Raw genomic sequence first — 13,244 nt, 5'->3', positions numbered from 1 at the left:
TTATTGTTTCTGCCGATCTTCAAAACTTGTCAGAGGAAAAATACTGCGCTTCTCAAAAAGGAGCCGGCATAAATCCCGATCACTGCCAACCATTGCATACAGGGCGGTTTTACCGATAATCTCAATAGAATCGTCTATCGTTGCTCCCAGAACGCCCTGGTTATTGGCAATTTTCACATTGCTCAGCGCCAGATCGGAACACTCCAGCGCAACGCCTGTACCCGAAGAAATACGCAGGGCGCAGGCCAATTTTGCCCCGTCACACACTACGCCGAACACATTGGGGATGGTATTCTGCATGGCGGCGGCCACCTGCTCGTAAGTCCCCTTTCTCATGAGAGTGGCGCCGGCCGCAATCCCCAGGGCCGCAGCCACCTCACAGGAACACATCGAAGGCGCTTTGCCTATACGGTGAATAATCGATATGGCGGTCAGATAACTGAGGGCAATACCCCGCAGCAGGTCTGTCTCCTCCAGATTAAAATCTTCGGCTATGCTGACCAGAGGCATAGATGCGGCGATTCCCACATTCCCCTTATTTCCGCAGGTCATAGCCGGGTGACTGACACCAGACATGCGCGCCTCGCATCCGGCAGCCGCATACGCCTTCGCCCTGGTAATATAGTTCTGGTATTGGCTGTGGTATAGCTCGTATCCGATCCCCGCTCCCAGACGACCTTCCAGCGTAGCGTCAGCAAGACGGCGATTATAGGTCACTGCCTCTTTTAAAAATGCCAGTTCCTCTTCCTTTAAGCCGGCGGCCATATCATAGAAGTCCTTCACCTTATATTTCAGGATCGGCAGCCTGCCGGACTGGGCCGAGATGTCGGGCTCCAGCTCCAGCAAAATTTCACCGTTGCACTCCTTCAAGATCAGTCCGTCACTGCGCTGGGAGACCACGGCCCGTCCGGTTCCCTTATCTGTATGTACCGCAATATCGCAGTAAATCTCCAGTTCCTGTAAATTCCATTGTGGATTCACCTTCACCCGTTCCGCTACTTTCCTGGCTTTGGCTTCTCCCTCCGGCGTCACGGTATGAAGCACTTCAAGTCCCGCATGGGGGTCTCCGCACACCGCCCCCAGAGCGATGGCCATCTCCACGCCCAGCATGCGGGAGCCTGGAAATGCCACGTCGTCATTCTTCGCACTCATACACCAGTCAAGTGTGGCATCGATCGATTCGATCTCACCACCGATGGCGTCATATGCCTGTGCGGCACAGAAGCAAATCGCAATCGGTCCGGTACATCCCAGAGCGGGCTTAATCTCAGCCCGCAAAATATTATAAAGTTCCGTATCATTCATCTCTGAATCCTCCTTAAAGCTTCTGCATTTCCGTATGATCCCTGCCATCTATTTTCTGAATGGTCATGGACAGCGAATTCCACAAAGGATTTGTATAGGGATAGTCAACGCGTTTATGCAGCCCCCTGCTCTCTCTGCGTGCCAGGGCAGACAGCAGGATTAAACGGCCAAGGGCCAGAATATCGAATGCTTCCAGGGCACGCATCAGCTCGTGGGAGTTTGCACATTTAATCCGCCGGCGGGCAATCTGATTTAACTCCTCCAGATAGCACACGCCGCTGGAGAGAAGCGTTTCTGAACGCGGGGTTTCAATGCTCGCATAATCCCTCATGATGTTCTGCACGGCATGATTTAACTCCTCCCAGTGAGATCCCTCCTCACGCTCCATCAGCGAACTGTAAAAGCTCTGAGCCTCCAGGACCTCGGGAGCACCGGCAATGTCTGCAAAGCTGTCCACGCCTTTGACGTACTCGGAGGCATTTTCCCCTGCAATCCGGCCGGTAACCGCGGCTCCGCTGACGCCGCAGAAGAAGTTGCCGCACTCATCGCCGGCGCTGTATAAACCAGGCGTACTGGTCTCACATTTTTCATTGATGCAGGTGCCGCTGTACTGGATATGAGGCAGATAACGCCCCCATTCAATCATATCTTCCTCCAGATGAATATCCTGCTGTTCCATCGCATCCAAAAGCGAACTGATCCCTTCACTGTAAAAGCATTCTTTCATGTGCTCCATGGTGTCCGTCGGATTTTCCGTGCAGTCCATAAAGACAGGGCCGGTACCATTTTTCTTACTCAGATCAAAGACTTCGTGACAGATATCAGTGGTAATATCCTGCTCGCCCGGTTCCGGCCGGCCGGCAATACCTACTGCATTTCCATCCGCGTCGCAGCAGGCCCCGATCCAGGTACCCTTACCGCCGCGGACAAAGTAGCGCGGTCCGATGTGCGCTCTGGGTTTATCGAAATTGACCATGGCGGCGCCAATCTCGTAGGATGCCACACGTCCGGTTCCTGTACCTGCCGGGCAATTCGCCACGTTAAATAAGCAGGACGGTGCAACAGAAGGATAAACGCGGGCACCTGTTCCGGTAACGCTGATGATGCTCTTTGCTTCATACAGCGTAATCTCCGGTTCAGGTCTGGAAATATCTATGGCAATGGCGCTCACCACACGTCCCTCCCGGGAGATATACCGGGTGACGCTGGTTCGGTTATCAATCACGACACCGAGCCGGCGCGCCTCATTTGTCAGACACTTTTTCTGATCGCGGCCATCCATCTTCAAAAAGCAGCGGGGATGACCTGGCAGAGAGTGTCCTTCAAACACATACTCATCACCAAATGGCCGCATATTGATGCCCCATTTTTCCCAGTCCTTCACGATCTCAAAGGAGCGCTCCACGAATACCCGCTGAACCTTGGGATCTGCGCCTTTGCACATTCCCAGCTCCAGTTCGTGCATATAAGCTTCCACACTCTCGTGGTATCCCGGAATATAGCAGCCGAAATGGTCATTGCCGGTTGCGCCTCCGCCGCTTCGGCGGGTGTCGGCCTTCTCTGCCACAATGACCCCGGCCCCCCGCTCAGCGGCCGCAATGGCTGCCATCAGTCCGGCGGTCCCGCCGCCGACAATCAGTATGTCACACTGTTTTGGTGGATTAACCTTAATCATTCCTGGCACCTTCTTTCTTCGTATTGCACTTGGGTCTCCGCAGCAGCATCATGGGAAGCGGATAATGCATGGAGATCGCTCCGACCGGACAGTCAAATTCACAGGCGCGGCAGTGCCAGCACTCGTTGGGATAAAGAACCTCCGGTATCTGCCCCTTAACAACCGGACCGTAAACATCCAGCGGGCATATCTGCGCACAGGTCGTGCAGCTGATACATTTTGTTTTGTCAATTACAGGCGGCATATTTAAAACTCCTTTCCATAAATATTCTTGATTACAGACCAAAGATCCCGGCCACGATGGAGATGACCAGCCACGCGCTGATACAGGACATCGGACCAATTTTCCAAAGCCTTTTGGTACCTATCCACTCATTGCCGTTAATTAAAGCCGCGGTTGAAGAACCACTGGGGAATAGCACCGAAATATGGACACACATAACAACCGTAACTACTGCGGCAGTAGGGTTCATTCCCACGCTCTGTGTGGCGGCAAAGACTGCTGCCATCAAGATCATTCCCACAGGTCCGTTGGTCATCACATTCGTAATAAGCGTCGCAGCCAGACCGATAAGCAGGACAAATACGAAGGCTGAAGTGTTTGCGCGGTTGATAATCGCCTTCAGTGCCGCCGGAAAGCCGCTCGCTTCATTGCTCATGGCATTCGCTACCGGTATTGCCGCTGCCAGCAGCAAAATGGAATTCCACTCGACATTGCCTACCATCTTTTTGAAATCAATGATAGGCGCCCCATCGATGCGGATCAGACACATCAGCATGACCAGCAGAATACAGATTCCTGTACTGCCGATTTTCTTCAGAAATGCAATGACAAAAAATGTCGAATTCGGGAAAAATCCCGGAAGCAGCATCATGACCATCAGCATGACCAGGAAGAACAGGACTACCTTCTGCACTCTGTTCATCTTAATTCCGTCATCCCCCACGAGCGACCGGGAATCCAGGTCAGTTAAACTGCTCATATCCGGCTTAAAAATCATTTTTGCTCCCAGCAGATAAACAATAATACACAGCACTGTCGCCAGGATTACGATCAGCATATACGGCCCCAATGGTATAGAATGGCCGGCCAGGCTCTCGTAGACTCCCATCACCAACAGCGGAATGGATTTAAACGGGATAATACAGTCGCCGATCTGAGCGACAAACGCCGTACCAAAAATCAGGATCAGCGGGTAACTGTCGCCTTTTTTGAATCCGCACTGCTCACTAATCACATAAGCCAGACTCCATCCGATCACAATGGTGGGAGTTGCACTGGTAACACCTCCCAGAAATGCCATGACCATCAGGAACACAAAGGTAAACACCCAGGGCCGGCCCAATACCATTTTTCTGGTAATGCTCCATACAGCGATAATCCGTGAAAGACCGTAGTGTGCAAAGGTTCCGCAGAAAATAAAAATAAAGAACATCAGCACTACATTGGCCTCGCCGAAACTGGACTTGATCACCTCGCCTGCAGTCATATACCCGGTCTGCATCAGCGCAATGAGGCCGGCCAGGCTCGGCCAGGCGATTCCTACAAAAATCCATCCATACACCATTCCCAGGAAAATCCCCAAAATCTGCATCCCCAGAACCGTGATTGGAGCTATGGGCGGCAGATAACCGAACCCAAACATAATGATCAGGCAAACCGCAGAATTAATATAGTATTTTACGTTCCTGTTTTTTTCTGTTGCTGTTAAATCAGCAGCCATCTTTTTATTCCTCCTCCGTTATTAAAGTAATTCCTCCTGCCGATCACACGGCCGTACATTGACCGGCGTTTCCTTCGTTATCCCCCTGTTTCCCCCCTTTTTATTTATACAAAAAGTCTAACACTCCTCTACTCAAATGAAAAGAATCGAATATTGATAGGAATCCATCAAAAAATCAGATAGCTCGATTTGATTATCACTTCACATTTTTACCACTTTGGGAAGTAACTCTATTTCCTTCTGGTTTTTCTTCTCAAATGGCAAAAAAAGCGGCGTTTCTGCTTCCTCATTATGAGAAACAGCAAACGCCGCTGTAATCGTATAGTGTAGATAATAAACGCTTATTTCCTGTGCTGTATTTCCTGTCCTAAATGCTCTCCGGCTCTGCCTTACTCACCTTTTTACTGCCTGCTGCACTGCTGACCGCATGATACACGAGACAGATGCCAATCGTAACCGCCATATCCGGCAGTGTATTACCCACCGGAGTGTCCACATGCATCAGAATCCGGTAGAGGACAAACCCGCATGCCCAGATCACCAGGTTGGGGACGTGAAACCGTACCGTTCGAAAATCATTTTTCAGAATAAACGTATCGGCGATCTGGATCGCAATCATCGGTGCGAACACGGAACCAATGAGATACAGGAAATTGGTAATATTGTCCATAGGGTACACGATGGCTGCGATCGTACCGATCACCGTAACCGCGATGGCCGCCCATTTCTCCTTAACCGCCCCGGATATTACCGTGCTGGATACACCGGCGGAGAAAGCGTCCAGAAACGTGGTGGTAACCGTGGAGAGAACGATAATGAACAGCCCTGCAGCACCCAGCCCCGCTTTTACCATAATCACCGCGATATCGTATGTACCGGTAAAAAGCGCCGCTCCCATTCCGATGATATACATGAAGCAGCTGACCACACCGTAGACCAGTGTGCTCGCAAGAGTTGCCTGAAACGGCTTTTTCGCCTCTCTCGTATAATCGCTGATTAACGGAAGCCAGGAAAGCGGCATAGCCACAGACAGTTCCACCGCCGCACCGAAGCTCATACCCTCTTCCGATACGAGGCCGCTTCCGCCGTAGCCGGAAAATATCACCTTTCCAAGAATCAGCGTTAATATAAACAGAAGCGCCATGGCCACCGTGTTGAGTTTCCCCAGATTTTTAAGTCCGATCAGGATCCAGACAATGATCAGGCCCCCGATCACGAGACACCAGATCCAGGCGCCGGTGCCGTAAATGCTGTTAGCCGCCAGCGCACCGTCATAGATCATGATCGCGGTCCAACCCACCAGCTGCAGAACATTTAACACGGCAAACAGGAGGCAGCCCTTACCGCCGAAGCTGAGCTTCACCGTCTCCATGGCGCTGAGCCGTTTCATGCCTCCGATAAGGCCGGCGAAAAACAGCATGGTGCAGCCGATTAAATGTCCCAGCAAAATGGCTGCCAGCCCTTTTTCAAATCCCAGAGGCGCCAGATACGTTCCGGTCAGAATCTCCGCGATGGAAACACCGGCTCCAAACCAGATCAGGCCGTTGTTTAAAGTGCTCGTCCCTTTATTTTCCATCGCCGTTTCCTCCATTGCCTGCTCCACCGGGCATATCAGCGTCATCGCCATACTCTCCCTCGATGGCAAATGCATGGTTCATGGGGCCGCTTCCCTTTCCCAAATCCAGCATATCTCCGAGTGCACCGGATAAATACGCCTTCGCCCTGCGCACAGATTCCGCAAGTCCGCGGCCCTTTGCCAGGTTAGAAGCGATGGCACTGGACAGCGTGCAGCCGGTGCCGTGGGTATTGGAAGTGGCAATCCGTTTTCCGTAGAACCAGAAAATCTCCCCCTCCGCATACAGGAGATCATTGGCATCATTAAGCTGATGGCCGCCTTTGCAGAGAACAGCACAGTGGCAGGTATCCCCTACCGACTTCGCAGCCCGTTCCATATCCTTATCTGTCTGAATCGTCATACCGGATAACACTTCCATCTCCGGAATATTGGGTGTGATTACATCCGCCAGCGGAATCAGCATTTCCTTCAGCGTGGATATGGCCTCGTCGCTGATCAGCTTCGATCCCGCCGTCGCTACCATGACAGGGTCGAGGACGATATTCTTCGCGTGGTACTGTTTCAGTTTTTCTGCAATCACTCTGATCAGCGCGCTGGACGAAACCATACCGATCTTCACCGCATCCGGGAAAATATCCGTAAATACATCGTCAAGCTGCTCTGCCAAAAATTCCGGAGTTACCTCCATGATACCTGTTACGCCGGTAGTATTCTGGGCTACGACGGCCGTAATGGCGCTCATACCGTAGACCCTGTGGGCGGTCATTGTCTTCAAATCTGCCTGAATTCCGGCGCCTCCGCTGGGATCTGTCCCGGCGATTGTTAATGCTGTTCTCATTTTTCTTTCTCCTCTTCGCATTAATTTTGTGTAATGATTCAGCCGCACAGCCGAATCGTTACATTTTGTTAAGCGACAGAAGGTGGTGCCCCCAATCTGCCGCTGGTCTGCGGGGCGGCGCTGCCATGGTGGATTTACAGCAGTTCACCGCCTCAATCTATTTCATTTTCATTCACCTGCCCCGGAAGCAATCCGGTAAAAGGCGGGGAAATCTTTGAAATCCTTTAAATAGTAATCGGAAATCTTCTTTAACGCTTCCTGATCCATCCCGCTGGCCTCATCATATACTCCTGCAACCGCAAATCCTGCATGTTTCGCGGTTACTGCCGCATGGAGGGCGTCCTCAAACACCCATGTCCGCGTTTTTTCTGTTCCCAGGCAGGAGAGAGCCTCGTAATAGATATCCGGCCGGTCCTTTCCAGCCCCGACCTCCGTGCAGGTAAATATCTGCCGGAAGAACGCCTTAAGGCCGCATCGGGAAAGCGCCGCCTCCACTTCCTTCCGGCTGCTGGAGGTCGCCGCAGCCATCACAAAACCGTGTTTTCCAAGCTGGTTAAGAAACTCCCCAACTCCTGCTTTCGGAAGGACTTCGTCCCTGTAATACCGGCTTACGGTTTCTTCCACTCCGCTTACAATTTCCGCTTCGGTCTGTGCCAGGCAGTACTGCTCCCTCATATATCTGGCCGCCTGCTCCATACTCATGGGAAGCAGACGTCTTCCAAGCCCCGGTTCGGCCTTGATGCCGAGGCGGGCTAAATACCACTCTCCGGCATGATCCCACATGGACATGGAATCCAGAAGTGTTCCGTCGATATCAAATATGGCTCCCTTCATCGGTCGTTCCTTTCTCTGACTGTGTGATGCCGGTTTTTATTCCTGTTCTGTTACAGCCGCGGCCACGCATTTCAACCTCCTGGCGGCCTCCTCGATATCGTCCTCAGCGAAGATGGCGCTCACGACAGCTACGCCGCAGATACCGCTTCCTGCCAAATGCTTCATATTTTCCGCTGTAATTCCGCCAATCGCCACGACCGGGATATGTACCGCCGCGCAAATGTCCTTTAACGTCTGACCACTCACATCACTGGCATCTTTTTTCGTACCCGTGTGGAATACGGCTCCTACTCCCAGGTAATCGGCTCCGTGCTTCTCCGCCAGAAGCGCCTGTTCCACGGTCTGCGCCGACACGCCGATGATCTTTCCTTCTCCAAGTCTCCGGCGGACATCTCCGGCCTCCATATCACTCTGCCCTACATGGACGCCATCCGCATCCACGGCTGCTGCGATCTCTACGCTGTCGTTGATTAAAAACGGCACCCCGTAACGCCCGCACAGCTCCTTGATGGACCTGGCTTCATCCAGAAATGCCTCTTCCGACAGATCCTTTTCTCTCAACTGAATCATTGTGGCGCCGCCCTTCAGCGCCTTTTCCACCTGACTGTACAGAGTCTCCTCTCCCAGCCAGCTTCTGTCTGTTACTGCATACAGCAGAAGGCTGCTGCTGTTAAGCAGGCTGTCACTGTCTAATTTCATACCTGGCTCCTTTCTCCAGTGTATCGCCATCCATCCGGTAAATCGCGTCAATAATCCGGTTCCGGTATGTGGCATTTCCCTCATAGCTTTCCAGATGGCTCCATCCGATCTCACCCGCAAGTCCCATGGCGCAGACAGCTGCTGCCGCTGCCTCCAGACGATTGTCCGGGTTTGCTGTCAGATATGCGGTCATAAGCCCGGAAAGCTGACAACCGGTTCCGGTAATCTGACCCATTTCCGGCCGGCCGTTGCGGATCACGTAAGTGCTGTTTCCGTCAGATACCAGATCGATCGCACCGGTAACCGCGATGATACAGCCAAGGCCAGCCGCCATTTCCCTCACAAATGTGACAGCCCCGGAAAGATTGTCCTCCGTTACAGCGTCTGCCGCATCCGCATCGACGCCTTTCGTGCGTCCGAAGCCTCTGGCCAGTGTCTTGATCTCGGAAATATTTCCGCGGATCACATCGAAGCGCACTTCCCTCATCAGATTTAAAGCCGTCTCGGTCCGAAATGTACCCGCTCCCGCTCCAACCGGATCCAGCAGGACCTGATGGCCCAGCTCATTGGCTTTTTTTCCGGCCAGCAGCATGGACGGAACCGTATTTTGATTCAGCGTGCCGATATTAATGTTTAAACCGCCGCAGATTGTGGTGATGTCCTCCACATCGTTCCTGTCATCCGCCATAATCGGACTCGCTCCGCAGGCCAGCAGGATGTTGGCTACGTCATTTACCGTGACGTAATTTGTGATGTTATGAATCAGCGGCGACTTCTTTCTGACATTTTCCAGACATTCTTTTAACATGATATTCTCCTTTTCTTCTTTGGTAAGGACTAAAAAAAGCTGCAATAACACCCACAGGTATCATTGCAGCATAAAATACATGCTTTTTTATGTTCCCTACGTTGGCATTATCCAAATCAGGTTAATGGGTCAAGGCAAAACAGCCTACTCTCAGCCCGCTTTCAGCGAGCACCCCGTTTTTGATTACAGGTACATTATACTACGATTGAAGATTAAATCAAGTATAAAATATTTGACACTGGATACTAAATAGTAAATGAGATTTTATTCCGATCTTCTAATAATTCCAATTTTCTAAATCCTTTAAATACCGGAATTCCTATCATTCTTCTCCCTTTATGCTTACTTTTTTAAATATTCATAAAATGCATAAAATATAAATTTAATGTTACGCTAACCGCCGCTTGACACACGTATTAATACGTGTTATATTAAAGGAGAAATAATGAAAACGAAAGATCTATTAAAATTACTAAAGAAACATGGATGTTACCTATACCGAAATGGAAAGAAGCATGATATCTGGTACAGCCCCGTCACCGATCGGCAGTTCCCGATCCCCCGGCACAAATCAGAGATCCCAACAGGTACTTTGCACTCTATTCTGACAGATGCAGGAGTATCCATGTCAGAATTTCATCATGAAAAGGAGCATTTACATGAATAAATACGTTTATCCTGCCATCTTTACACCAGAATCAACCGGATGGTCTATCCATTTTCCGGATCTGGAAGGATGCTATACCTGCGGCGACGACTTAAAAGACGGCATCGAGATGGCACAGGATGCCCTGGCCCTGGTTCTATTTGGATATGAAGCAGACAACCGCGTCATCCCTCCGCCTGGCAATTTGGAAGATATTATACTTAAAGAAGGCCAATTTGTTAATTATATTCTGTGCGACACCATGGAATATCGAAAAAAGCACCGCAGCAAGGCCGTTAAGAAGACGCTGACGATTCCCGAATGGCTGAATGAAGCGGCATCGAATGCCGGTCTTAATTTCTCACAGATTCTTCAGGAGGCTTTATTAAAAAGGCTTCAGGTAAAGTGAAATTTGCCTGAAGCCATGACCAGATATTTTTAATTTCTATAATCATCACGCTGCTTTTTCCTATTATCACGCTCAAATCGTGATTTCAATCGCGATAAATCGCGATATTTATTGTAATACGTCTATTCTAACACGATATCTTGAATGTCATCCCCCACAGACTGTTTCCAGCGGCTTGATTCTCTTATGATATATTTTCATAAGAAAGAACACGCTGATCAAAATCGAGCATACTTCTGATATTGGCCAGCAAAACCAGATAAGAGCCATGTTTCCAAACTGTGCGAGAAAGTAAGCCAGCGGAATCCGAACCACAAGCTGTCTGGCGGTGGTAACAATCAGGCTGTAATGGCCATTTCCCATCCCCTGGAACAGGGAACTGCAAATCACAGAGGTTGGTGAAAACAGAAAGGTAAATCCCACTATCCTGAAAATCGGAATGCCCACCCGAAGCATCTCCTCCGTAGGGTGGAAAGGCGACATGAGCACTTCCGGAAAGAACACAAAACAAGAGGAAGCTAAAATCATAACAGTACAGCCATAAATCATCCCCCATTTCACGGAATCCATGATCCTCTTTTTACTTTTTGCGCCATAGTTATAAGCAACAATGGATACCATGCTGCTGTTTAAACCGATCATCGGCGTCTGGACAAAATGCTGAAGCCGGTTATAAATCCCAAAAACAGCTACTGCAGTAGTGGAAAACTCCGCTACAAGACGATTCATTAGAAACGACATAAGAGAGCTTACAGAGGCCATAACAGTAGTGGGAACTCCAACCCGGAAGACCGCAGCCATCATATGGCGATCGGGCCGGAATCCCTTTAAAGAGAATGAAATATCTGTATTTTTCTTCAGATTCAAAAAGACCGCCAATCCCATGGCAATCCACTGCCCGCACACGGTGGCCAGTGCAGCTCCAAAAATACCCATAGCAGGAAATCCAAACAGCCCAAAAATAAATACTGCATCCAGTATGATATTAATAACAGCTCCGGTTCCCTGGGTTATCATGGTGCACGAATTCTTCCCGGTTGCCTGCAGCAGACACTCAAAGGTCACCTCTCCAAAGATTCCGAGAGATCCTACCATACAAAGCTGTAAGTATTGAACACCATAGCCAATGATTTCCTCATTGTCTGTCTGCAGCAGGAAATACTCCCGTGTATAGAATAAGCCGACAAACAAGAAGAGTACCATACAGATCATTTCAATCAAAATCCCATTTAAGGCTGCCTCAGAAGCCTGCTTTTTATTTTTTTCTCCCAGGCAGGAGGTGACTAAAGCGTTAATTCCCACTCCCAGCCCAGAGGCCGTAGAACTCATCAGGTTTTGCAGCGTAACCGCCAGGGAAATAGCCGCTAGCGCATTTTCACCCAAACGAGAAACAAAAAGGCTGTCGATAATATTATACATGGCCTGAACCATTAATGAGATTGTGAGAGGACAGGCCATATTGAACAGCAAATACGGTATTTTCATGGTTCCCATCTTATTTTCTTTTACTTCAACAGATGTTTTCATACAGTGTCTCTTCTTTTCATTCCTGATAAAAAACAGAACAGGGCCATAACCAGGTAGGCACACACACAAACAGCAAAATTAAATTTTCCATTCTCGTAACCAAAGGCTCCTGCCACCGCTGCAAGTATGAACTTGGACAGAAAGCTGCCGAGACTTCCGAAGACGTTGAGAACAGAAGCTGCATTACTTCGGGCATAACCAGGAACTTCCATGCCTGCAAATACCTGAATTGCAGGCATATTCACACCAAAGCCAATTCCAATCATAACGGCTCCCAATCCCAGTGTCATCACGTCAGGGCTGACCGCCATAAGCAGATAGCCGGCCGCCAGAAACAGGTAAGCGCCTCCTAAAGCACGTATCTCCCATTTATTAATGAATTTATACAGCCACCCTCCCACAACACCGGAGAGAGTCACCATAGATAAAATCACTGCGGCTGTCATGGAACTTCCAAATCCGTTTTTCATTACAACGGCAGATGTTTCCGTAATGCAGACATAGAATAATATCATGTGGAAAAAATAAAGAATACACCATTTTAATATAGGGCGGAACAGAGACATCGGAATCTTTTTATTTTTTTCCTCATTCGTAAGAGCCGGCGGCTCCGGCATGATTCTGGCTACAATCACCAGAGCCGGGAATACCACAATATAAATCAAAAAGGTTGCCTGCCACCCCCATCTGGCACAGGCTGCGCCGCCCAGCATCTGAAACATGACAGCTCCAATATTGGTAGCAACTGCGTTTAAACTGGCTTGTCGGTGTACCTCCTCCCCCTGAAAAACGGACATCATAACAGGCATAATCAGGGGAGTAAGAATTCCTGTACCACAGCCAAACAGAGCCCTCCACAGAAGGAGAAGATAGAAATTATGAGTAAAAAACGGAGCAATACCGCTGATCAGATTACAGGTCAGACCACAGATCGTTAATGTGCGGTATGATACCTTCTTCCCGGCCATATGGCCGCAGATCAAGGTCATTGGAATAGCCAAAAGAGAGGGAAGCGTGGTCAACAGAGAGATCATGGTGGAAGAAACGTCCGGATAGGCCTCCCCCACACTGGCTAAAACCGGACTTACGGCGCTGGAAGCCAGGGTCAAAAAGGAAAGAGCCACAAGGGCATAAGATGTTGCATTTTTATTCTGCTTCATAGAATTTCCTCTATATCCTTTAATATCATGAAAAATGGCCCGA

General features: G+C 49.7%; 13 protein-coding genes and 1 riboswitch. Of the genes, 2 read left to right on the top strand and 11 right to left on the bottom strand.

Annotation, left to right across the window (positions count from 1 at the left end; genetic code table 11):
- The 9 genes from ACLTD4_RS05205 to thiM form a co-directional block, all read right to left on the bottom strand.
- A complete protein-coding gene (locus ACLTD4_RS05205) occupies positions 1–1,305 on the bottom strand; it encodes an L-serine ammonia-lyase, iron-sulfur-dependent, subunit alpha (protein ID WP_181988581.1) in 1,305 nt (434 codons plus the stop codon).
- Positions 1,306–1,318: 13 nt separating this feature from the next.
- A complete protein-coding gene (locus ACLTD4_RS05200) occupies positions 1,319–2,980 on the bottom strand; it encodes an FAD-dependent oxidoreductase (protein ID WP_412331188.1) in 1,662 nt (553 codons plus the stop codon).
- A complete protein-coding gene (locus ACLTD4_RS05195; RefSeq protein ID WP_055659759.1) occupies positions 2,973–3,224 on the bottom strand; it encodes a ferredoxin family protein in 252 nt (83 codons plus the stop codon). Before ACLTD4_RS05195 ends, ACLTD4_RS05200 begins: the two co-directional genes overlap by 8 nt.
- A gap of 31 nt (positions 3,225–3,255) precedes the next feature.
- On the bottom strand, positions 3,256–4,704 hold the full coding sequence (locus tag ACLTD4_RS05190; protein ID WP_412331187.1) for an SLC13 family permease: 1,449 nt from the start codon (positions 4,702–4,704) through the stop codon (positions 3,256–3,258).
- A 367-nt stretch (positions 4,705–5,071) separates the two neighbouring features.
- The gene (gene cytX, locus ACLTD4_RS05185; RefSeq protein WP_117633961.1) at positions 5,072–6,280 is read right to left on the bottom strand and encodes a putative hydroxymethylpyrimidine transporter CytX; all 1,209 of its coding nucleotides are present in this window, start codon (positions 6,278–6,280) and stop codon (positions 5,072–5,074) included.
- A complete protein-coding gene (gene thiD / locus ACLTD4_RS05180) occupies positions 6,270–7,118 on the bottom strand; it encodes a bifunctional hydroxymethylpyrimidine kinase/phosphomethylpyrimidine kinase (RefSeq protein ID WP_117633887.1) in 849 nt (282 codons plus the stop codon). Before thiD ends, cytX begins: the two co-directional genes overlap by 11 nt.
- Positions 7,119–7,286: 168 nt before the next feature.
- Positions 7,287–7,952: an HAD family hydrolase gene (locus ACLTD4_RS05175; protein WP_117633886.1), complete on the bottom strand. Its 666-nt coding sequence runs from the start codon at positions 7,950–7,952 to the stop codon at positions 7,287–7,289.
- A gap of 36 nt (positions 7,953–7,988) precedes the next feature.
- Complete coding sequence (thiE, locus tag ACLTD4_RS05170; RefSeq protein WP_117633885.1) at positions 7,989–8,651, bottom strand: thiamine phosphate synthase; 663 nt, start codon at positions 8,649–8,651, stop codon at positions 7,989–7,991.
- Positions 8,635–9,459: a hydroxyethylthiazole kinase gene (gene thiM, locus ACLTD4_RS05165; protein ID WP_117633884.1), complete on the bottom strand. Its 825-nt coding sequence runs from the start codon at positions 9,457–9,459 to the stop codon at positions 8,635–8,637. The genes thiE and thiM overlap by 17 nt, the downstream gene beginning before the upstream one ends.
- A gap of 76 nt (positions 9,460–9,535) precedes the next feature.
- A riboswitch (TPP riboswitch) is annotated at positions 9,536–9,645 on the bottom strand.
- 259 nt (positions 9,646–9,904) lie between these two features.
- Between thiM and ACLTD4_RS05160 the strand changes: the two genes are divergently transcribed.
- Together ACLTD4_RS05160 and ACLTD4_RS05155 are read left to right on the top strand one after the other, a co-directional pair.
- The gene (locus ACLTD4_RS05160; protein WP_002601100.1) at positions 9,905–10,126 is read left to right on the top strand and encodes a type II toxin-antitoxin system HicA family toxin; all 222 of its coding nucleotides are present in this window, start codon (positions 9,905–9,907) and stop codon (positions 10,124–10,126) included.
- On the top strand, positions 10,119–10,514 hold the full coding sequence (locus ACLTD4_RS05155) for a type II toxin-antitoxin system HicB family antitoxin (RefSeq protein ID WP_117633883.1): 396 nt from the start codon (positions 10,119–10,121) through the stop codon (positions 10,512–10,514). Before ACLTD4_RS05160 ends, ACLTD4_RS05155 begins: the two co-directional genes overlap by 8 nt.
- A 147-nt stretch (positions 10,515–10,661) precedes the next feature.
- Here the strand turns inward: ACLTD4_RS05155 and ACLTD4_RS05150 are convergent, their stop codons facing one another.
- Together ACLTD4_RS05150 and ACLTD4_RS05145 are read right to left on the bottom strand one after the other, a co-directional pair.
- The gene (locus tag ACLTD4_RS05150; RefSeq protein WP_117633882.1) at positions 10,662–12,041 is read right to left on the bottom strand and encodes an MATE family efflux transporter; all 1,380 of its coding nucleotides are present in this window, start codon (positions 12,039–12,041) and stop codon (positions 10,662–10,664) included.
- Positions 12,038–13,201: an MFS transporter gene (locus ACLTD4_RS05145; protein WP_117633881.1), complete on the bottom strand. Its 1,164-nt coding sequence runs from the start codon at positions 13,199–13,201 to the stop codon at positions 12,038–12,040. The genes ACLTD4_RS05150 and ACLTD4_RS05145 overlap by 4 nt, the downstream gene beginning before the upstream one ends.
- Between the last annotated feature and the right edge of the window lie 43 nt (positions 13,202–13,244).

This window comes from Hungatella sp. (genome assembly GCF_046966825.1).
This window is presented reverse-complemented; position numbering and strand designations above follow the sequence as displayed.